Here is a 19,535-nt window from a genome sequence, read left to right as displayed (position 1 = left end):
GACAGCGATGCAGAGTGCCCCCGAGCCGGAGCTTCCGGACCGTGTGCCGGCGAGTGACGACGCGGTCACGCCGGATCTGCCTCCGGCGGGGACCGGCGCACCGGAGATCCGGGTGCCGAAGACCGGCAGGCCCGAGTCCGAGGAGCCCGACCAGAAGGAGGGGGAACAGGAGGCGGGGGAGGAGCGCGACGGCGAGGGGACCCCTGCCGGCCCGGGCACGCCCGCACCGCAGGAACCGACCGGTTAGTCCGGGCGGGCGGCCGCGCCGGAAGCGGGAGAACGCGTGAGGGAGGGCGGGGGTGCTTGGGCGCCCCCGCCCTTGTGTCGGCGCGCCTCGGCCACTCCGCCCTCGTCCGGTGCGGGCCGCCCCGTCCTTCTCCCGTGGAATCCGGTCCGCGCCGCCGGCATGATGAAGCCCAGAGTGCCCCGCCCTCGTGCTGTCACGGCCCTGAGATGCCTCCCGGGCGGTGCTCCGAGGCCGCTGGTCGCCCCCTGGCCTGCGGCGCCCTCGCCGCCGCGCCACGGCGGACGGCGGCGACGGCCCGGCGGGGGCGACCGGTCAGCCACGCCGCCTCCCCACCCTCCCCCCTCGGCCGCCATGTGGGCGTGAGGGTCGCGGAAAGGGTTCTCCCCTGTCGGGTCAGGGCACCCGCGTGCGGTGACGTCGAGATCCCCTTCCGCCCCTTCCGGCCCTCCCGAGAGGAGCCCCGACGGGCACCACGTGATCATCGGCGGCCGGCGCTGGCGTGCCACCGACCCGGCCGTCCCGGACGAGGCCGGTGCCCGGCTGCGGCGCCATCTGATGGCGGCACGGCGAGCGGTGGGCGCCGCCCTCCGTGCCGGCGATCGGGAGGCCGAGCGCGACGCCCGGGCCAGGGTGCACACCGCGAAGACGGCGCTGGGAGAGCGCGGTGCGCCGTGGTGGGACCAGACCGACGAGGAGCGGCGGACCCGCTGGGAGGAGGGTCTTGCCGCGCTCGACGAGGGAGAGACGCGGCCGTGAACGTGCCGGCTGCGCGGTCCCCGCTCGCTCGCCCTGCCGAGGAGACCCCTGTGCTTCCGCAGGCCCCACGCGTGGGGCCTTGGTTACCTATGCGTACCGCACATACGGAAGGTGACAGCGGCGACTGTCGGGGCCCATGTGAGCCGTGACAACGTCGTGTCCGTCACCGACCGAGGGAGTGCGTTGTGAACAAGGGGTACGCGGTCTTCTGCGACGCCGACCGTCACTTCTACGACGCGCCGCACCGTCTGGTCTTCGCCGACGGAGCGGGCGACTCCCTCTACGGGCCCGCCACGCTTCCCGTCCCGGAGGGCTGGAGTGCCCACCGCACCGGTGACTGGCTCGCCCTGCGTCCCGTGGACCGCCCGCTCCCCTCACAGGGCTGGAAGATCCACGTCTCGGCCGGTCTCGACAACGCGGAGAAGGTCCTCGCGACGGTTCGCGACCACTGCCTGGAACACGAGGTGGCCTTCAAGTTCGTACCGAGCCGCTATCTGCTGCACCAGCGCAACGCCAAGTACGCGGACCGCGCGGCGAGCGGCAAGTTCGTGACGGTGTACCCGGCGGACGACGAGCAGTGCGAGCGCGTGGCCACCGATCTGGCGCGACTGCTCGACGGCGAGCCCGGCCCCTACATCCTCAGCGACCTGCGGTGGGGCCGCGGCCCCGTGCACCTGCGGTACGGCAGTTTCACCCGGCGGCACTGCTACGACGAGCACGGAGAGCTGCGGCCGGCCATCGAGGACGGCTCCGGCACCCTCGTACCCGATCAGCGCGGGCCCGTCTTCCGCGTGCCCGACTGGGTGACTCCGCCTCCCTTCCTGCGGCCGCACCTCGACGCCAGGGCCGCAGTGACCGTCCAGGAGATGCCGTACGAGATCGACAAGGCGCTGCACTTCTCCAATGGCGGCGGCGTGTACGAGGCCCGGCACCGGAAGACCGGCAGGCGGGTCGTACTGAAGGAGGCGCGCCCCTACGCCGGGCTGGCCGCCGACGGCGCCGACGCCGTGATCCGGCTGCACCGCGAGCGCGCCGCGCTGGAGCGGCTGTCGGGGCTCGCCTGCACACCGGAGGTCCTCGACAGCTTCACGATCGGCGACCACCACTTCCTTGCCCTGGAATTCGTGGAGGGCAGGCCGCTCAACACCTTCTTCGCCCGCCGGCACCCGCTGATGGAGGCCGATCCCCCGGCGGATCGGCTCGCCGAGTACACCGACTGGGCCCTGCGGATCCACGGACTCGTCGAGCAGGCGGTGGCCGCGGTGCACGCCCGCGGGATCGTCTTCAACGACCTGCACCTCTTCAACATCATGGTGTCCGAGGACGAGTCCTCCGTGGTGCTGCTCGACTTCGAGGCGGCCCAGCCCGCCGCGGAGGGCGGCCGGCAGACCGTCGCCAACCCGGCCTTCGTCGCACCCGCCGACCGGCGCGGCTTCGACGTCGACCGCTACGCCCTCGCGTGCCTGAGGATCGCCCTCTTCGTCCCCCTGACGAGCCTGCTCGCCGTGGACCGGGCCAAGGCCGCGCACCTGGCGGAGGTCGCGGCGGCCCGATTCCCGCTGCCGTCCGGCTTCCTCGACGCGGCGGTACGGGAGATCACGCGTGATCCCGGCGGCGATCCGCCCCGCGACCGTGGACAGGCACCCGGGCGCCCGGTGGGCCGCGACCGCTACCTGCCGGAGGAACCGGGGGACTGGCCACGCAGCCGCGACTCGATGGTGCGAGCGATCCGGGCGTCGGCGACGCCCGACCGGGAGGATCGTTTCTTCCCCGGTGACATCGCCCAGTTCGCCACGGCCGGCGGCGGCATGTCCTTCGGTTACGGCACCGCGGGAGTCCTCCACGCCCTGCGCGAGAGCGGGGCCGCACGGTGCCCGGCGGCGGAGGACCGGCTTCTGCGGCACGCCAAGCAACCCGAGTCCGGCACCCCGCTCGGCTTCTACGACGGGCTGACCGGCATCGCGTGGACCCTCCAGCGGCTCGGGCACACGGCGTCCGCCCTCGAACTGGCCGAACTCGTCCTCGACCAGGACCACGACGGGCTCGCCCCCGATCTGCACGGCGGAACGGCCGGAATCGGTCTCGCCCTGGACGCCCTGGCCACCGCCACCGGCGAGACCGGCCTGCACACGGCGGCGATGCGGTGCGCCGAACTGACGGCCCGCCCGTCCCGGGCGTCCTCCCGGGACGCGCAGGCGCCGCCGGGCCGCGTGCGGACCGGTCTCCTGCACGGCGCGGCAGGCCGGGCCCTGCTGTTCGTGCGGCTCTACGAACGCACCGGGGACACCGCGCTGCTCGACCTCGCCGCCGAGGCGCTCCACGACGACCTCACCCGCTGTGTGCGCGGAGCCTCCGGCACCCTGCAGGTCGACGAGGGCTGGCGCACGATGCCGTACCTCGGCGCCGGCAGCGTGGGCATCGGCATGGTGATCGACGACTACCTCCTCCACCGCCGCGACGACGCCCTCGACCGGGCCCGCCGCGAGATCGTGCAGGCGGCGCAGGCCACCTTCTACGCCCAGCCGGGTCTCTTCCGCGGCGCCGCCGGGATGGTGCTCCACCTCGCCCGCACGAACGCCGGCGGCCCCGGCACGGCCCCCGAGGACGTACGCCGCCAGGTCGGCTGCCTGACCTGGCACGCGATGTCCTACGAGGGTCATCTCGCCTTCCCCGGCGAACAGATGATGCGGCTTTCCATGGACCTCGCCACCGGCACCGCGGGCGTCCTGCTGGCCCTCTCGGCAGCGCTGGGCGACCGCCCGGCCCACCTGCCGTTCCTTCCGCCGCTTCCGCGGCCCCAAGAACCGGCCCCGCACCGGGGTCGTACAGCACCACCGTCCCCACACGAAAGGAAACGATCATGAACCTGTTCGACCTGCAGTCGCTGGAGACCCCCAAGGACGAGGCCATCGGCGACGTCGAGACCGGCAGCCGCGCCAGCCTTCTGCTCTGCGGCGACAGCAGCCTCAGCGTGACGACCTGTAACTGACCCCATCCGGCTCCCGCGCACGGCGCCTCCGGCGCCGGCACGGAGTCACGGTGCCCCTGGAGCGCGGCTCCCGGGGCACCGGCCGTCGGGGACCGGACGCGCGCGGCCCGGCGAGAGAGCCGTCCCACCGAGGAATCGCCCGAGGGGAGAACTCGGCGGGGAGCCGCCCGAGGGGAGCCCGAGGGGAGCCCGCGAGGAGAACCCGAGGGGAGTCGCCCGAGGGGAGAACCCGCGAGGAGTTCTCCAGGGGCAGAAGCCGCGAGGACCTCCCGCCGGAGAACCCCGCGAGCAGTTCCCGCGCGGCGGCCCCCGCGCGACTGCCCCGCGCGGAGTGCTCGTGACGGGTTCCAGCGAGGAGAGAGGGGTCGGATGACCTCGCCCACCGGTACCGACCGGCTGCTCCGCGGCGCCGTACGGCACACCGCGGGCACCACGGCGGTGCTGCTCGCCTGCTCGGCCGCCGGCGCGGCCTGCTCGCTCGCGGTCCCCGCCCTCGCCGGCAGGACGCTGGACCTGCTGCTGCGCCGGCACCCCGACGCGGGCACGTGGCTCGTGTGGGCCGCCGTCCTGCTCGCCGCGGAAGTCCTGCTGGAGACCACCGCGGTCCTGCTGACCCAGCTCACCAACGCCCGCGCCACCGCCTGGGTCCGCCTGCGCGCGCTGACCGGCCTGCTCGGCACCGCCCCCCACCGGGCGGCGCCCCACTCCGGCGGCGACGTCGCCGCCCGGCTGTGCGTCAACGCCACCGACACCGGCACCGCACCCGCGGCTCTCGCGAGCTCGGTCACGTCCGTCCTCGTCCCGGTCGGTGCCCTCGTGGCGCTGGCGCTGATCGACCCCTGGACGGCCGTCGTCTTCGTCGCCGGCCTGCCGCTGCTCCTCCTGCTGCTGCGCGCGTTCGCCCACCAGTCCTCGGACTCGGTCGGCCGCTACCAGCAGGCGCAGGGCGCCGTCGCCGCCCGGCTGAGCGAAGCGCTGAGCGGCGCCCGAACGATCGCCGCCGCGGACACGGCACGCCGGGAGGAGGAGCGCATCCTCGCCCCGCTGGAGGACATGACCCGGCACGGAACGCGCATGTGGCTCGTCCACGGCCGCGCCGTGGCCCGCAGCGGCGTCCTGCTCCCCCTGCTCACCACGGCCGTCGTGGCGGTGGCGGGGGCCGGCCTCGCGGCGGGGGAGGTCACCGTCGGCGAACTGCTCGCCGCCTCCCGCTACGCGGCCCTCGCCGCCGGCATCGGAGGCATCGCGGCACCCCTCGGCACCCTGGTCCGCGCCCGCAGCGCGGGCCGCCGCACCGCCGAACTCGCCGATCTCGAACCGATGCCGCACGGCTCCGCCGTCCTGCCGGCCGACGGCCCGGGCGACCTGGAACTGCGGGGCGTGCGGGTGGTGCGCGACGGTGTCCCCCTGCTCACGGACGTGACGCTCGCGATCGACGGCGGGTCGACGGTCGCGATCGTGGGCCGCTCCGGCTCCGGCAAATCGACCCTGGCCGCCGTCGCGGGCCGGCTGACCGACCCCGAAGAGGGACGCGTCCTCCTGGACGGCGTCGACCTGGCCGGGCTGACCCACGCCGAACTGCGCGGGGCCACCGCCTACGCCTTCGCGCGCCCCGCCTTCGACGCCGCCGCCACGGTCCGTACGGCGCTCGCCGCCGGGACCGGCCCCGCAGCGGGCCCCGCCACGGCTGCGAGGGTCCGCGAGGCGGCGGCGGCGGCGAGCGCCGACACCTTCATCCGTCTGCTGCCGCTGGGATACGACACGCCCCTGGACGACGCGCCCCTCTCCGGCGGCGAGGCCCAACGCCTGGGAATCGCCCGGGCGTTCATGGGGACGGGTCGGCTGTTGATCCTCGACGACGCCACGTCGAGCCTCGACACGGCCACCGAACGCCAGGTGGAGCAGGCCCTCACCACCGCGCTGCGCCCGTGCACCAAGCTCGTCGTCGCCCACCGGGTGTCCACCGCGGCCCGCGCCGACCGGGTGGTCTGGATGGAGGCGGGCCGCGTGCGGCGGTGCGCGCCGCACCGCCGGCTGTGGGAGGAGGACCCGGACTACCGCGCGGTCTTCCTGCCCGAGGCACCGGCGCCGTGCGCACCGCCTCCGCCCGGCGGCGCGGGCGCGGGCTCCGGTGCGGGCGGCCAGACGGCCGAGGCGCACGCGGATGCGGACGCCCTGGCGGGCGCCGGTGCCCATGCCGCCGGGCGGACGGGCGACGGGGCTCATCCGGGCGCCGGCACGAGGGCGCCCCGGTCGGCGGCTTCGGCCTCGCCGCGGCCGGCCCCGACCGGTGTCGCCCAGCGTCCTCGCCCCACCGGTCCGACGACCCGCGACGACCCCGGGGCGGGCGAGTGAAAGGGACATCGGGCACGGGCCGGACGACGGGAACGACGACACGGCGGAGCGCCGGCGGAACGAGGCCGGACGCCGCGGAACCGGGACCGGTCGCCGCGGAGGCGCGGACCTCCCGGCGCGTCATGGCGTCGGGCCGGGTCTTCCTCGGCCGCCGTACAGGCGTGCTGGTCAAACTGGCCGCATGGTCCGCGGCCGAGTCCGCGCAGACCTTCCTCGGGGGCTACTGCGTGGCCCGCTCCCTGGACGACGGATTCCTGCGGGGCGCCCTGGCGACCGGGCTGCTCTGGCTGGCGGGCGCCGCCGTGGCCATCCTCCTCGGCGCTCCGGTCGTCCGCGGGGTCTTCACCCAACTTCCTCACCTCACCGAACCGCTCCGCGACCACCTCGTGCGACGATCGGTGGCGCGCGCCCTGCGCGCGGCCACCGCCCCGGGCGGATCAGTGGACACGACCGCGGTGTCCCGGCTGACGAGTCAGACCGAGATCGCGCGGGACAGCTTCGCCGGACTGGTGCTCGCGGCCCGCTCCTTCGTCTTCGTCGCCGCAGGAGCCCTCGTCGGCCTCCTGTCGCTCGCGCCGCACTTCCTCCTCGTCGTCCTCCCGCCACTCGTTCTGGGCCTCGCCCTGTTCGCGGCCTCCCTGCGACCCCTGGCACGGGCCCAGCACCGCTACCTCGACGCGGACGAGGCCGTGGGGCGGCGCGCCGAGATCACCCGCACCGCCCTGCGGGACATCGTCGCCTGCGGCACGCAGGAGACGACCGCCGCGCGCAACCGGCGGGCCGTCGAGGAGGCCGCCGCCGCCCAGCGCGCCATGGCCCGCTGGGCGGCCGCCCGCACGCTCTCCGTGGCGACGGCGGGACAGCTGCCGGTGTTCCTGCTGCTCGCCGCGACGCCGTGGCTCCTGCGCCAGGGCGTCACCGCGGGCGCCCTGGTGGGGGCGCTCACCTACGTCCTCCAGGCGCTGCTGCCCGCCCTGCACACCCTGATGACCGTCCTGGGCGCCGCCGGAGCACGGCTGTTCGTCATCCTCGACCGGCTCACCGGGCCGCTGCCCGCATCCCCTCCCCGCCCCGCCATCCCCGAGCCCGCACCTCCCGGACGCGCGGGCCGCGCCACCGCCGCGCTGGAGCTGCGCCGCGTCCGGGCCGCCTACGGACCGGGAGCCCGGGCCGTACTGGACGATCTGGAACTGACCGTCGAGGACGGCGAGCACATCGCGGTCGTCGGCCCCAGCGGCATCGGCAAGTCGACCCTCCTGCACGTCGTGGCGGGACTGCTGACGCCCGACCGGGGGGACGTACGGCTCTTCGGCCGCCCCGTCGGAGACCGCCGCCCGCCGGAACTCGCGGCGCTGCGCGTGCTCATCCCGCAGGAGGCGTACGTCTTCACGGGCACCCTGCGGGACAACCTCCGGTATCTGCGGCCCGGCGCCTCCCGGTCCGACGTCGAGGAGGCCGTACGCGCCCTCGCGCTGGAACCGCTCGTCGACCGTGTGGGCGGGCTCGACCGTGCCCTGACGCCTGATGCCCTCTCACTCGGCGAACGCCAGCTGATCGCCCTGGGGCGCGCCCACCTCTCCGCGGCTCCGCTGCTGCTGCTCGACGAGGCGACCTGCCATGTGGACCCCGTCGCGGAGGCCACGGCCGAACGCGCCCTGCGCGCCCGGCCCGGGACGTCGGTCGTCGTGGCCCACCGGCTGTCGTCCGCGCTCCGCGCGGACCGGATCCTCGTCCTCGACGGCACCCGCGCCCAGTACGGCACGCACGAGGAGCTGCTCGTCCGTTCCGCCCTCTACCGTGACCTGGTGGGGCACTGGAACGACGTGCCGGGGTGAGAGGGCGCGTCCGCGGACGCGTCACGCGGTGGCGGTCAGGTCCACCCGGCGCCCTGGGCGATCCGGATGGCGTCCACCCGGTTGCGCGCGCCGACCTTGCGGATGACGCTCGCCATGTAGTTGCGGACGGTTCCCTTGGACAGGTACAGCGTCGCGGCGATCTCGGCGACCGGCGCCCCGTTGGCGGCCAGCGAGAGAACGCTCAGCTCACGACGGGTCAGAGGCATCTCCGCGGCCTGGAGGAACCCGAGGGCGAGTGTGTCGTCGATGAAGCGCTCCCCCTTGGCGACCCGCTGCACGGCCTCGAGTAATCGGCACTTCGAACCGTTCTTGTCGACGAACCCGGTCGCCCCCGCCGCGTGCGCCCTGCGCAGTACTCCGGGGCGCTGTGCGGGGATCAGCGCCAGCAGGGCGGAACCACCCGCCGGCGCCGCCGCGGGTGTCGACGGCGGCACGGAGGCGGTGGCCGGTACCACCGCGGTGGTCGGGAGACATTCGGCGTCCGCGACGTACACGTCCGGCGCCGACGCCACGGACGCCGGCCCCTGCGGCCAGTGGGGCAGCGAGGAGACGGCAAGGACCCCGCTCGACCGCAGCAGGTCCACGAGCGCGTCACGCAGGAGCTGTGCCTCGTAGACCACCGTCACTCTTATCATTCCCACCCCTTCGTTTCTCCGCCATGCGATCGGAGCATGGCGCGAGCAGTCACCCCCACCCCTCTGCCCTCGCCTTCCGGACGAGAACGCGGCACCAGGGGCACGGGGGGCGCACTCCGGAGCGCTCGGGCCGAAACCCGTGCCGTGGCTCCGACGGCGGCGCAGGCCGCGGCGGGACGGCGGCGAAGGGAGCGAGCGGGGAATGTCCGGATCCCACCGCCCTGTGCCGGACAGGGCGCGACCCGGACGGCGTGACGCGGGTCGCGCTCAGACCTCGGGAAGGGAGGGATCGGGCGTCCAGGGATCGGGCGCGCCGATGGCCCAGCGCTCGTGGTCGCGCCAGGCCCCGGCGATGTAGAGGTAGTCGGGCGACAGGCCTTCGTAGCGGAAGCCGAGGCGCCGCACCAAGGCCAGGGACGGCTTGTTCGCCGGCTGGATGTTCGCCTCCAGCCGGTGGAGCCGCAGCTCCTCGAAAGCGTGCCGCAGGACGAGGGCGAGCCCGTCGGCCATGTAGCCCCGCCCCGCGGACGGAGCGAAAGCCGCGTAGCCGAGGGACGCGCCCTGATACCGGCCTCGGATGATCGAGTTGATGTTGACCGTCCCGGCGGCCACACCGCTCTCCCGTACCCGGATGAGGAACCCGAGATTGGTGCCGTCGTCGAAGCGGCCCATCCAGCGCTGGAACTCGGCCGCGTTCGTGGGCAGTTGCATGTACGGCCCGAAGAGCTCGGCGCTGGCCCTGACGAGCGAGCAGAACTCGTCCTGGTCGGCGAGGGTGAGCGGGCACAGTTCGACCCGTGACGAGGTGGTGGACATGAGCCCATGCTAGGACGTGCGGCGAATCCCGCCTGGCCGGGAACGCCTGGCACGCACGCCCCGTGGCGCTTCGGGCACGGAGGTGCCCCCGGCCGCGTCGTCGTCGGCCGTCGGGCCTCCGCCCCGTCGGGCCTCCGGCCGACGGGGCGGAGGGGTGGCGCCGTGCCGGTGCGCGTGACACCCTGGCGGCCGTGATCATCAGGGTGAGTGAGGCACGCGTACGTCCCGAACGGTTCGAGGAGTTCCGCGAGATGATCGTCTCCGCGGTACGCGAGTTCCCCGGCCGCTACGCGGGGCTGGTCGACCATGAGGTCCTGCTCGCGCCGCCCGACTCGCTGCTGTACGTCAGTCGCTGGCGCGGTGAGCAGGACCTGGTCGAGTACGCCGGCGAGCACTGGAGGGACCAGCCCGTGGTCCTCCCGGGCGAGGACGAGTACCTGGACGCGCCCCTGCGCGTGCGGCACTTCACGACCGCGCCCCTGGGCTGACCGGCGGCACGGCTCTGCGCGGAGCGCCCGGCAAGGGGCCCCGCGCGGCGGCTCGCGGGCTCGCGGGGAAGAGCCGGGCAGGGACCCCGGGCCGCGGCTCGCGGGGGAGCCCCCGAGGCAGCGGCGACAAGGCAGCCTCCGCGGCCTCTCCGGGTCACCTGCCGTACAGGAAGGAACGGGCGGGGACGAAGAGTTCGTGGCCGGTCGGGAAGCGGACGCGTACTCCGGACTCCGTCCACGTCGCGGACTCGATTCCGCTCGCCCCCAGGGCGGCGTCCACGTCCACCCAGTGTCCGTAGGAGGCGCCGGGATCCCTGCCGACGACCATCCGGTAGGACTGCTGTCCGGACAGGCTGTACCGGTGCACCAGCGACAGGAAGTGCGGCGACCCGTCGGCGTAGACGACGGCGGAGGGCGCGGAGCTGCGGTACGTCACCTCGGTGCGCGGCCACCACGCCGCGGTCAGGACGACAGCGCTCAGGAGCACGCCCGCGACGACGCCCAGCACGATTCCGGCGATTCCGGTCGTCCCGCGGCGCCGTACGTTCCGGCCCGGCGGTTCGAACGTGGCTGTACCGATGATGGCCTCCCCTGCGGACGCCGCTCCGCCCGGGTGACCGGAGACGGCTTGAGGAGAAGGACGCGGAGCGGTGCCGATCGGTTGTGGCGGGCCCGCGGTCATGTGTGACGCGGCTCCGGACCGGGCGGCGCCGCCGTGCGGCGGGGGAGCAGCAGCGGCGTCGCCAGCAGGAGCAGGCCGGCCAGGCCGACGGCCGTGCGGGCGCCGACCAGAGCGCCCAGCAGGCCCCACAGGGCCGTCAGCAGCGCGGTCGTCGCCTTGGTCGTCACCGACCACGCGGTCAGCGTGCGCACGACCCGGCCCGCCGGGGTGCGCTCCAGGCGATAGGTGGCGGAGACGGGGTTGAAGACCCCGCAGCAGAGGATGAGCCCGAACTCGACGCACATCACCAGGACCAGCCCGCCGGTGCCCGGCCCCAGGAAGGGCAGGCCGACGAGCCAGACCGCGCGCAAGGCCCCGGACGCCACCAGGATCCGGTGTCCCCCGAACCGGGTGACGAGCGGTCCGGCCAGCCGTGAACCGAGCAGGCCGCCGATCGAGGGCGCGGCGAAGGCGAGGCCGTACTGCCAGGGGGCGAAGCCGAGGTCGCCGAGCATCAGGACGGCCAGCAGCGGCGAGGAGGCCATCACCAGGCCGTTGAAGAGGGCGGTGTTGAGGAACAGCGGGCGCAGCGCCGCGTCGGCGAGGACGAACCGCCAGCCGTCGAGCAGCTCCCCGGCCCGCATGCGCGTGGCCCGCCGGCGTTCGGGCCGCGGTTCCCGCCCGCCCGTCGCGCGGATGCCCGCCGCCGAGAGGAGGTAGCTGACCGCGTCTGCCACGACCGTCGCCACCGGCCCGAGCAGACCGATCGCCACGCCGCCCAGGGGCGGTCCGATCAGGGTGGTCGTCCAGGCCGTGGACTCGAACCGGGCGTGGGCGACGAGCAGGTCATCGGCGGGCAGCAGCGTCTTCACATAGGCGCCGGAGGCGGCGCGGAAGGTGATGTCGCCGGCCGCGACGACGACCGAGACCAGCAGGAGCTGGACGAAGGTCAGCGCGCCGAGCGCGAACGCGACGGGGACCGTCAGGAGCGCCGCGCAGCGCGCCAGGTCCATCGCGATCAGCACGGGCCGCTTGCGACGGAACTCCACCCACGGGCCGAGCGGCACGGCCACGGCCGCGCCGACGGCGGCCCCCACGGAGGAGAGCGCGGCGACCTCGGCCGGTCCGGCGTGCAGCACCTGGATGGCGATCAGCGGGAACGCGCCGAAGGCGAGCCACGTGCCGAGCGCGCTGGTCCCGTAGGCACCCCAGAGCCACCCGAAGGGCCGCCCCAGCCGCCGGCCCCGCAGCCGCCCCGGCCGCTTCCCGCCACCCATGCCCGACACCCTCCACCCTCCGTGACCACCTCGCCCCCGCGGGCGCCCGCCATGACGCCGCGGGGACCCGGGCGCCGGACCGGGCGGTCCCGCGCCGAACCCCCGCGGCGCCCGCGGTCCTCCTCGCCGGACCGTCCGCGGGAACTTGGACCACCGTGCCGTCCGCCACGGCGCCGACCGGAGCCGCGGGTCAGCCGCCGGGGCCCCCGGCGGAGCGGCCGGGACCGCTGCCCCAGTCCAGGCGGAGCACGGCGAGGTCGTCGGAGTGCCGACCGGCGTTCCGCGCGTGCGTCTCCTTGATGAGGAGGTCGACATGGGCGGCCGGGTCAGCCGGCGGCAGGTCCTCGATCATGGCGAGGAGCCCTTCGACGCCGAGCCGCTCGCCCCGCGCTCCGTCGTGGCCTTCCGTCAGACCGTCCGTGTAGAGGGTCAGGGCTCCGGTGACCGGCAGGGGAATGACCGTGGACGGCCAGCTGCGCAGCTCCGGGGCTATGCCGAGGGCGATGCCGTGCGCGGCGGTGAGTTCCCTGGTCCCCTCGACCGTGGTGAGCAGCGGTTCGTGGTGGCCGGCGAGATGGAGGGTCGCGGTGGCGGCGTCCTGGTCGAGGGTGAGCAGGGTGCACGTGGCGAACAGCTGCTGATCGTCCCGCTCCGCGATCAGGATGCGCTCCATCAGGTGCAGCAGGTCGTTGCCGCGATGTCCGCCGAGCACGAGGGAGCGCCACGCGATCCGCAGGCAGACGCCGAGCGCGGCGGCGTCGGGGCCGTGTCCGCTGACATCGCCGACGACGGCGTGCAACAGGCCGTCGTCGCCCTCCACCACGTCGAGGAAGTCACCGCCCAGCAGGGCCATCTCTGCGCCCGGCAGGTAGCGCGAGGTCACCCGCACCTTCGAGGTGCCCAGGAGCGGGCGGGGCAGCAGGCCCCGCTCCAGGCGGGCGTTCTCCTCCGCCCGCAGCCGGGCGGCCTGCGCCTCGGCGCTCGCGCGTTCGGTCTGGCTCCGGTAGACGGCGTAGCGCACCGTCCGGTCCAGGAGGTCCGCCTCGACCTTCCCCTTGACGAGGTAGTCCTGGGCCCCGGCGGCCATGGCCTCCGTGCCCGCCTGGGCCTCGGACAGCCCGGTCAGGACGATCACCGCCGTGTGCGGGGCCAGCGCGCGGACGGCGGCGACCGCGTCGGTGCCCGACACGTCGGGCAGGTGGAGGTCGAGGAGGATGCAGTCGATCGCGCTGCCGACGAGCGCGGAGCGGGCCGCGTCCAGGGTGGTCCGGGTGGTCAGCTCGAACCGCAGCCCGGTGTCGAGGAGGAGCTCCTCCACGAGCACGGCGTCGCCCAGGTCGTCCTCGATCAGCAGAATGCGGTACACCGGCTCGCCGAACGTCCCCCCGAAAGCGGCGGTCGTGGCCGCGGTCATCGTTCCTGCTCCGGGGCGGGGCGGAGGGCCTCGGCAGGAGCGTCCGGGCCGGAGCCGAGGTTCTCCATCGGCTCGGGTGCCAGGGTGAAGGAGATACGGGCACCGTCGCGGTACTCCGTGTCCACGGCGATGGTGCCGCCGTGGAACTCGACGATCTTCTTGCACATGGCCAGGCCGATGCCGCTGCCGGAGTACACGTCCTTGGTGTGCAGCCGCTGGAAGATCACGAAGACCTTGTCGGCGTACTCCGGCGCGATGCCGATGCCGTTGTCGGTGACGGTGAACCGCCACAGCTCCCCTTCGCGGGCGGCCGTGACGTGGATCCGCGGCGCTTCGCCCGGCCGGCGGAACTTGACCGCGTTGCCGATCAGGTTCTGCCAGAGCATGCCCATCTGGGTGGGATCGGCGATCAGGGTCGGCAGCGGATCATGGGTGATCGTCGCATCGGACTCCTCGATGCCGACGCTCAGCGAGGACAGGGTCTGCCGCAGCACCTCGTCCACGTCCACCTTCTGGTGGGCGTTGTGCAGCCGGCCGACCCGGGAGAAGTCGAGGAGGTCGTTGATGAGGGTCTGCATGCGGTTGGCCCCGTCGACCGCGAACTCGATGTACTGATCGGCCCGCGCGTCGAGCTGCCCTCCGTAGCGCCGCTGAAGGAGCTGGGTGAAGCTGGAGACCTTGCGCAGCGGCTCCTGCAGGTCGTGGGAGGCCACGTACGCGAACTGCTCCAGCTCGGCGTTGGAGCGCTGGAGGTCCGCGGCCTGCGCGTCGAGTCGCAGCCGCGCCTCCTCGGTGAAGGCCAGTTCCCGTACGAGTCGCCTGCGCATGGAGTCGATCTCGCCGCTGAGACGGCGCAGGTCGGCGGGGCCGGTCGGGGTGATGGGATGGTCGAAGTCGCCGCCGGCGATGGTGCGGGCGTCGGCGCCCAGCCGGTCCAGGGGCAGGGTGATGCCACGGCGCAGCCCTTCGAAGACCAGCATGGCGAGGAGGACGATGAGCAGTGCGATGGCGCTGAACACCCAGTTCCGCATGGCCAGGGTGGCCATCAGGTCGTCCCTCGCCCCGGCCCGCTCCGCCCGCAGCCGTTCCTGCTGACGGCTCAGGGCCGCCCGTACGGCGTCGAAGGCGGCCTTGCCCTCCCCGGCCCGCCGGGCGGCCAGCGGTGGGGCGGCGCCGGGCGGCGCCGCGGCGATCGGCCGGGCGATGCGCTCATGCCACCTCGCCACGCCGTCCTGTACGGCCCGCAGATCGGCGAGCCCGTCGTCGTCACCCTGGAGCAGGTCGGTGAGCCGCTTCTCGTCCTGCTGCTGCTCGACGAGACCCTGCCGGTACGGGGTGATGAATTCCGGCGTACCGGTGAGTCCGTACCCGCGGATTCCGGTCTCCTGGTTGAGAATGGCCGATTCCAGGCGGATCGCCGTGGTCAGCGCGGGAGACCGGACGTCCACGAGGTTCTTGCTGAGGGATTCGGTCCGCTGCAGGACCCATGCCCCGGTGGCCCCGAGCACGGCCAGGACCGCCAACGACACGGCCACACCTACGCGCAGCCACCGCCGGGTCGTCCACGCGGACAGCCCTCGTAGACGCGGTTGCCTTGCATCGCCGGTCATGGTGTGAACTCCTCGTGGTGACGGCCGTTTCGAACGGGGGGCCAGCACACTTTAGAGGGCGACAACGCTTGTTGTCGCGGAGCTCCTCGGGGACCTAGAGTGCAAGGCATGCCCGGCAAGAACTTCGAGATGCGGACCACCCCGCAGGAGACGGACTCCCTCACGGACGCGGCGGTCGGCAACCTCGCGCAGCACCTCGCTCGTCGGCTGCTGAACGTCTCCTCCCGGACCGCACCGGACGACCCGGCCGAGGCACTGGCCCTGCTCCACGTTCTGGACCACCTCCAGCGGGCCGCCGAACGGCTCCAGCGGCAGGCGGCCGCGGCCGCCGCCCGCGCGGGCGCCGGCTACCCGCAGATCGGCGCCGCCTGCGGCATGACCCGTCAGGGCGCCCGCCGCCGCTGGCCGGGCCTCTTCCACCACTCCTCCGACGAAAGAACCACGGAGCATCCGATGATGACCACCCCCGCCCGCCCCTTCGACGTCCTGCTCGTCGAGGACGACGTCGCCGACGCCATGCTCATCGAGGAAGCCCTCTCCGAGCGCGGGGCCCGCAATCTGGTCCAGGTCACCGACGGAGTCGCCGCACTGGAACACCTCCGCGCGCCGGGCACCCCGCGGCCCGACCTCATCGTCCTCGACCTGAACATGCCCAGGATGAACGGCCGCGAGCTCCTCAAGGTCCTCAAGACCGACGAGGACCTGCAGAGCATCCCCGTGGTCGTCCTCACCACCTCCACCGCTCCCGACGACGTCACCGGCGCGTACAGCAGTCACGCCAACGCCTACGTCACCAAGCCGGTCAACCTCGCGGAGTTCGAGCAGGCCGTACAGAGCATCGACGCCTTCTACCTCGACACCGCCACCCGGCCCCGCCCCTGAAGCGGCCCCGCCCCTCGGCGGGCCCGTGACCGGCCGCCGCCCTCACGGGAGACGCGGCGCGGCGAGGTACGGGCCCGCCTGAGCACGGCTCGGGCCGGGCCGGGTCGCGGCCGGGCTCTCCACGGCGGTCATGAGTCCGGTGGCGGGGGGCGTTCCGGTCGACCGGGACGCCCCTGCGCGGGGACCCGGGAGGGCGCGAGCCTCTGTGGATCCGGGTCGACACGGGCCTCTCCTCCCCTCGGCGAGGAACGCGCGCCCCTCCCCGGATCGGCGAGGACGCGCGCGCCTCTGCGGACCGGGGAGGACGGGCCGCCACTATCGGTGCATGACGACGCGAGACGAATCGGGCGCGTTCGGCCCGCAGAGCCCACTGCCGCAGCTTCCGGAGGACTGGGAGCGATGTCTGGCCGTGGCGGCGCATCCGGACGACATCGAGTACGGCGCGGCCTCGGCCGTCGCCCGCTGGACCGCTCAGGGCAAACGGGTGACGTATCTGCTCGCCACCCGTGGCGAGGCGGGCATCGACGGTCTGCACCCCGCCGAGGCCGGACCGCTGCGCGAGGCGGAGGAGCGGGCCGGAGCCCGCGAGGTCGGCGTGGACACGGTGGAGTTCCTCGACCATCGCGACGGCGTGGTGGAGTACGGCCCCGCGCTGCGCCGCGACATCGTCCGCGCGATGCGCCGGCACCGGCCCGAGGTGGTGGTGACGGGCGCGTACACCGTGCGGATGGTCGCCGGTGTCACCAACCAGGCCGATCACCGCGCGGTCGGTCTCGCGGCCCTGGACGCCGCGAGGGACGCGGGCAACCGCTGGATCTTCCCGGAACTGGCCGACGAAGGCCTCGAGCCCTGGGGCGGCGTCCGCCTCGTGTGCATGGCCGGCCCCGAACGCCCCACCCACGCCGTGGACGTCACCGGAGAACCCCTGGAACGCGGCATCGCCTCGCTGTCCGCCCACGCCGCGTACACCAGCGGCCTGGGGGAGCAGAGCTTCGAACCCCGCCCGTTCCTGACCTGGGCGGCGCGGATGGGCGGCCCCGCGCTCGGCGTCGAGGCGGCGGTCCTCTTCGACGTCCACCACCTGGCGTTCGAGGGGAAGCCGCCCTGGGAGGCTTAGGGCGTGTTGCGAAAGTCCCGCCCGGCACGCCCTGGAGGCACCGGGCCAAGCCGGCCGGCCCCGCCGGCCCCTGCCGTCGGCGGCCCGCCACGGGGAACCGCGGCGGCGTCGTCGTCCGGCGAGGGCGCGGCGGGGGCGGGGCCCGGCACGCCGTCAGCGCGTGGCCAGAAGCTCCAGCGTGTCGATCACACGGTTTGAGAAGCCCCACTCGTTGTCGTACCAGGCGACCACCTTGACGTGGCGGCCGTCGACGCGGGTGAGTTCGGAGTCGAAGATCGAGGAAGCGGGGTTGCCGACGATGTCGGCGGAGACGAGCGCGTCGTCCGAGTACTCCAGGACTCCGGCCAGCGGGCCCTGCGCGGCGGCCCGGTACGCCTCCAGGATCTCCTCGCGCGTCACGTCGCGCGCGACGGTGGTGTTGAGCTCGACGATGGAGCCGACCGGGACGGGGACGCGGATCGAGTCGCCCGACAGCTTGCCGTCGAGGTTCGGCAGCACGAGGCCGATCGCCTTGGCGGCACCGGTCGTGGTCGGCACGATGTTGACGGCGGCGGCGCGTGCCCGGCGCGGGTCGCGGTGAGGCCCGTCCTGCAGGTTCTGCTCCTGCGTGTAGGCGTGCACGGTCGTCATGAAGCCGTGCTCGATGCCCGCCAGTTCGTCGAGGACGGCGGCCAGCGGCGCCAGCGCGTTGGTGGTGCAGGAGGCGTTCGAGACGATCGTGTGCAGGTCCGGGTCGTACGCCTCGGTGTTGACCCCGTAGGCGAGGGTGACGTCCGCCCCGTCGGCCGGGGCGCTGACGAGCACCTTCTTCGCGCCCGCGTCGATGTGGGCGCGGGCCGCCTTCGCGGAGGTGAAACGGCCGGTCGCCTCCAGAACGATGTCCACCCCGAGCTCGGCCCACGGCAGCTGCGCGGGCTCCCGCTCGGCGAGCACCGTGATCCGGCGGCCGTCCACGACGAGGGTGTTCCCCTCGACGGTCACCGGGCGGCCGAGACGGCCGGACGTCGTGTCGTAGGCGAGCAGCCGGGCAAGGGCGGCAGGCTCCGTCAGGTCGTTGACGGCCACGATCTCCAGAGCGCTGTCCCGCTCCAGCAGGGCGCGCAGCACGTTGCGTCCGATGCGGCCGAATCCGTTGATGGCGATGCGAGTCATGAGGGGTGTCCTTTCCGGGTCGACACCAGGCTCGCCTGCCATGCGCGCCGTCGACAGTGGCGAGATCGCCACGGTTCACAAGGATCCCGCCAGACCGCCAGACCGCCAGACCGCCAGACCGCCAGGCCGCCGGGCTCGGTCGCAAAGGCCTACTCGACCTGCGTGAACGTGCGCCGGTACTCGCTCGGCGTCGTGCCGAGGATCCGCTGGAAGTGCAGGCGCAGGTTCGCGCCGGTGCCGAGCCCGGCGTCGGTGGCGATCTGTTCGACGCTGCGCTGTGACCGCTCGAGGAGTTCGCGGGCAAGGTCGACACGGGCGCGCATGACCCACTGCATCGGCGTGCAGCCGGTCTCCTCGACGAAGCGCCGGGAGAAGGTCCGCGGGGAGACCCCGGCCCGCCGCGCCAGGATGTCGAGGGTGAGCGGCTCGCCGAGCCGGCGAAGCGCCCACTCGCGGGTGGCGGTGAACCGCTCGCCGAGCGGCTCCGGCACGCTGTGCGGTACGTACTGGGCCTGGCCGCCGCTGCGGTAGGGGGCCGCGACCAGGCGCCGGGCGGCGTGGTTGGACGCGGCCACCCCGAGGTCGCCGCGCAGGATGTGCAGGCACAGGTCGATGCCGGACGCCGCTCCGGCAGAGGTGAGCACGCTGCCCTCGTCGACGAACAGCACGTTCTCGTCGATCCGGACGAGCGGGCGCTTCGCCGCCAGTGCCTGGGCGTAGTGCCAGTGGGTCGTGGCGCGCTTGCCGTCCAGCAGTCCCGTCGCGGCGAGCGCGAAGGCCCCGGTCGAGATGGCGGCGAGCCGCGCGCCCCGTGCGTGAGCGGCGATCAGTGCCTCGACGACGGCCGGTGGCGGATCGTCGCGGTCGGGGAACCGGTAGCCCGGCACGAACACGATGTCGGCCCACGCGAGAGCGTCGAGGCCGTGGGCGACGTCGTACGACAGGCCGTCGCCGCCGGTCACGAGACCGGGCGCCGCCCCGCACAAGCGCACCTCGTACGGCATGCTCGCGCGCGTGGTGAAGACCTGCGCCGGAATGCCGACGTCGAGCGGCTTCGCGCCCTCGAGCACGAGGACGGCGACGCGATGCAGGCGGGAGGTCGGCACAGGTCAAGGCTACGGGGGGAGGTGGCCGCGACACACCCACGCCCCCGGCTGGGCGACGACGGCACCGTCCTCGCGGAGCTGCCCGTCACCGACGTGACGAAGCACGCCGTTCGGCGAGGTCCCCTGGGGGTCGGGAGCCCCGCGCCGGCCTGCTCACCGTCGCGTGGGTCCTGG

General features: G+C 74.1%; 17 protein-coding genes. 9 read left to right on the top strand and 8 right to left on the bottom strand.

The window, feature by feature from the left end:
* The first annotated feature begins 7 nt into the window (after window positions 1-7).
* From AB0K65_RS30480 to AB0K65_RS30455, 6 genes are all read left to right on the top strand, one after another.
* A complete protein-coding gene (locus AB0K65_RS30480; protein WP_365722211.1) occupies window positions 8-247 on the top strand; it encodes a hypothetical protein in 240 nt (79 codons plus the stop codon).
* A 474-nt stretch (window positions 248-721) separates the two neighbouring features.
* A complete protein-coding gene (locus AB0K65_RS30475; protein WP_365722209.1) occupies window positions 722-1,003 on the top strand; it encodes a hypothetical protein in 282 nt (93 codons plus the stop codon).
* Window positions 1,004-1,188: 185 nt separating this feature from the next.
* Window positions 1,189-3,867, top strand: a complete 2,679-nt coding sequence (gene lanKC, locus AB0K65_RS30470; RefSeq protein ID WP_365722207.1) for a class III lanthionine synthetase LanKC — start codon at window positions 1,189-1,191, stop codon at window positions 3,865-3,867.
* Window positions 3,864-3,992, top strand: coding sequence for a SapB/AmfS family lanthipeptide (locus AB0K65_RS30465; RefSeq protein ID WP_015037662.1), 129 nt, complete (start codon window positions 3,864-3,866; stop codon window positions 3,990-3,992). Before lanKC ends, AB0K65_RS30465 begins: the two co-directional genes overlap by 4 nt.
* Before the next feature lie 369 nt (window positions 3,993-4,361).
* Window positions 4,362-6,347, top strand: coding sequence for an ABC transporter ATP-binding protein (locus AB0K65_RS30460; RefSeq protein ID WP_365722205.1), 1,986 nt, complete (start codon window positions 4,362-4,364; stop codon window positions 6,345-6,347).
* A gap of 122 nt (window positions 6,348-6,469) precedes the next feature.
* Window positions 6,470-8,182, top strand: coding sequence for an ABC transporter ATP-binding protein (locus tag AB0K65_RS30455; protein ID WP_365722203.1), 1,713 nt, complete (start codon window positions 6,470-6,472; stop codon window positions 8,180-8,182).
* A 35-nt stretch (window positions 8,183-8,217) separates the two neighbouring features.
* On the opposite strand, the gene AB0K65_RS30450 is transcribed toward AB0K65_RS30455, so the two are convergent.
* Entirely contained in the window at window positions 8,218-8,838 is a 621-nt protein-coding gene (locus tag AB0K65_RS30450) for a response regulator transcription factor (RefSeq protein ID WP_365722201.1), read from the bottom strand.
* 267 nt (window positions 8,839-9,105) lie between these two features.
* On the bottom strand, window positions 9,106-9,654 hold the full coding sequence (locus tag AB0K65_RS30445) for a GNAT family protein (protein ID WP_365722199.1): 549 nt from the start codon (window positions 9,652-9,654) through the stop codon (window positions 9,106-9,108).
* Window positions 9,655-9,845: 191 nt separating this feature from the next.
* Here AB0K65_RS30445 and AB0K65_RS30440 point away from each other — a divergent pair, with 191 nt between their 5' ends.
* A complete protein-coding gene (locus AB0K65_RS30440) occupies window positions 9,846-10,142 on the top strand; it encodes an antibiotic biosynthesis monooxygenase (RefSeq protein ID WP_365722197.1) in 297 nt (98 codons plus the stop codon).
* A gap of 154 nt (window positions 10,143-10,296) precedes the next feature.
* On the opposite strand, the gene AB0K65_RS30435 is transcribed toward AB0K65_RS30440, so the two are convergent.
* The 4 genes from AB0K65_RS30435 to AB0K65_RS30420 all read right to left on the bottom strand — a co-directional run bounded on the left by AB0K65_RS30435 (window position 10,297) and on the right by AB0K65_RS30420 (window position 15,104).
* Window positions 10,297-10,650, bottom strand: coding sequence for a hypothetical protein (locus tag AB0K65_RS30435; protein WP_365722195.1), 354 nt, complete (start codon window positions 10,648-10,650; stop codon window positions 10,297-10,299).
* A gap of 170 nt (window positions 10,651-10,820) precedes the next feature.
* Entirely contained in the window at window positions 10,821-12,080 is a 1,260-nt protein-coding gene (locus AB0K65_RS30430) for an MFS transporter (RefSeq protein ID WP_365722193.1), read from the bottom strand.
* Between the two features lie 190 nt (window positions 12,081-12,270).
* Entirely contained in the window at window positions 12,271-13,494 is a 1,224-nt protein-coding gene (locus AB0K65_RS30425) for a fused response regulator/phosphatase (protein ID WP_365722191.1), read from the bottom strand.
* Window positions 13,491-15,104 carry an ATP-binding protein gene (locus tag AB0K65_RS30420; protein ID WP_365722189.1) on the bottom strand — a complete coding sequence of 538 codons (1,614 nt, stop codon included), beginning with the start codon at window positions 15,102-15,104 and terminating at the stop codon, window positions 13,491-13,493. The genes AB0K65_RS30425 and AB0K65_RS30420 overlap by 4 nt, the downstream gene beginning before the upstream one ends.
* A 108-nt stretch (window positions 15,105-15,212) precedes the next feature.
* On the opposite strand from AB0K65_RS30420, the gene AB0K65_RS30415 reads away from it, so the two are divergent.
* Together AB0K65_RS30415 and AB0K65_RS30410 are read left to right on the top strand one after the other, a co-directional pair.
* A complete protein-coding gene (locus AB0K65_RS30415; RefSeq protein ID WP_365722187.1) occupies window positions 15,213-15,986 on the top strand; it encodes a response regulator in 774 nt (257 codons plus the stop codon).
* Between the two features lie 325 nt (window positions 15,987-16,311).
* Window positions 16,312-17,103 (top strand): PIG-L deacetylase family protein, encoded by a 792-nt coding sequence (locus AB0K65_RS30410; RefSeq protein ID WP_365722185.1) that lies wholly within the window; start codon window positions 16,312-16,314, stop codon window positions 17,101-17,103.
* Between the two features lie 153 nt (window positions 17,104-17,256).
* On the opposite strand, the gene gap is transcribed toward AB0K65_RS30410, so the two are convergent.
* Window positions 17,257-18,255 carry a type I glyceraldehyde-3-phosphate dehydrogenase gene (gene gap / locus AB0K65_RS30405; protein WP_365722183.1) on the bottom strand — a complete coding sequence of 333 codons (999 nt, stop codon included), beginning with the start codon at window positions 18,253-18,255 and terminating at the stop codon, window positions 17,257-17,259.
* A gap of 149 nt (window positions 18,256-18,404) precedes the next feature.
* Window positions 18,405-19,361, bottom strand: coding sequence for a helix-turn-helix domain-containing protein (locus AB0K65_RS30400; RefSeq protein WP_365722181.1), 957 nt, complete (start codon window positions 19,359-19,361; stop codon window positions 18,405-18,407).
* Window positions 19,362-19,535 lie beyond the last annotated feature (174 nt).

Origin of the sequence: Streptomyces sp. NPDC053755 (genome assembly GCF_040677675.1) — a bacterium.
GTDB lineage: Bacteria > Actinomycetota > Actinomycetes > Streptomycetales > Streptomycetaceae > Streptomyces.
The sequence above is the reverse complement of the archived record's forward strand: the minus strand, read 5'-3'. Positions and strand labels throughout refer to the sequence as shown.

Excerpts from the sequence above, each read along its gene's own strand:
- AB0K65_RS30480 (WP_365722211.1), top strand. The coding sequence starts at position 8 with ATGCAGAGTGCCCCCGAGCCGGAGCTTCCGGACCGTGTGCCGGCGAGT.
- AB0K65_RS30465 (WP_015037662.1), top strand. The coding sequence starts at position 3,864 with ATGAACCTGTTCGACCTGCAGTCGCTGGAGACCCCCAAGGACGAGGCC.
- AB0K65_RS30460 (WP_365722205.1), top strand. The coding sequence starts at position 4,362 with ATGACCTCGCCCACCGGTACCGACCGGCTGCTCCGCGGCGCCGTACGG.
- AB0K65_RS30455 (WP_365722203.1), top strand. The coding sequence starts at position 6,470 with ATGGCGTCGGGCCGGGTCTTCCTCGGCCGCCGTACAGGCGTGCTGGTC.
- AB0K65_RS30450 (WP_365722201.1), bottom strand. The coding sequence starts at position 8,838 with ATGATAAGAGTGACGGTGGTCTACGAGGCACAGCTCCTGCGTGACGCG.
- AB0K65_RS30445 (WP_365722199.1), bottom strand. The coding sequence starts at position 9,654 with ATGTCCACCACCTCGTCACGGGTCGAACTGTGCCCGCTCACCCTCGCC.
- AB0K65_RS30430 (WP_365722193.1), bottom strand. The coding sequence starts at position 12,080 with ATGGGTGGCGGGAAGCGGCCGGGGCGGCTGCGGGGCCGGCGGCTGGGG.
- AB0K65_RS30425 (WP_365722191.1), bottom strand. The coding sequence starts at position 13,494 with ATGACCGCGGCCACGACCGCCGCTTTCGGGGGGACGTTCGGCGAGCCG.
- AB0K65_RS30420 (WP_365722189.1), bottom strand. The coding sequence starts at position 15,104 with ATGACCGGCGATGCAAGGCAACCGCGTCTACGAGGGCTGTCCGCGTGG.
- AB0K65_RS30415 (WP_365722187.1), top strand. The coding sequence starts at position 15,213 with ATGCCCGGCAAGAACTTCGAGATGCGGACCACCCCGCAGGAGACGGAC.
- AB0K65_RS30410 (WP_365722185.1), top strand. The coding sequence starts at position 16,312 with ATGACGACGCGAGACGAATCGGGCGCGTTCGGCCCGCAGAGCCCACTG.
- gap (WP_365722183.1), bottom strand. The coding sequence starts at position 18,255 with ATGACTCGCATCGCCATCAACGGATTCGGCCGCATCGGACGCAACGTG.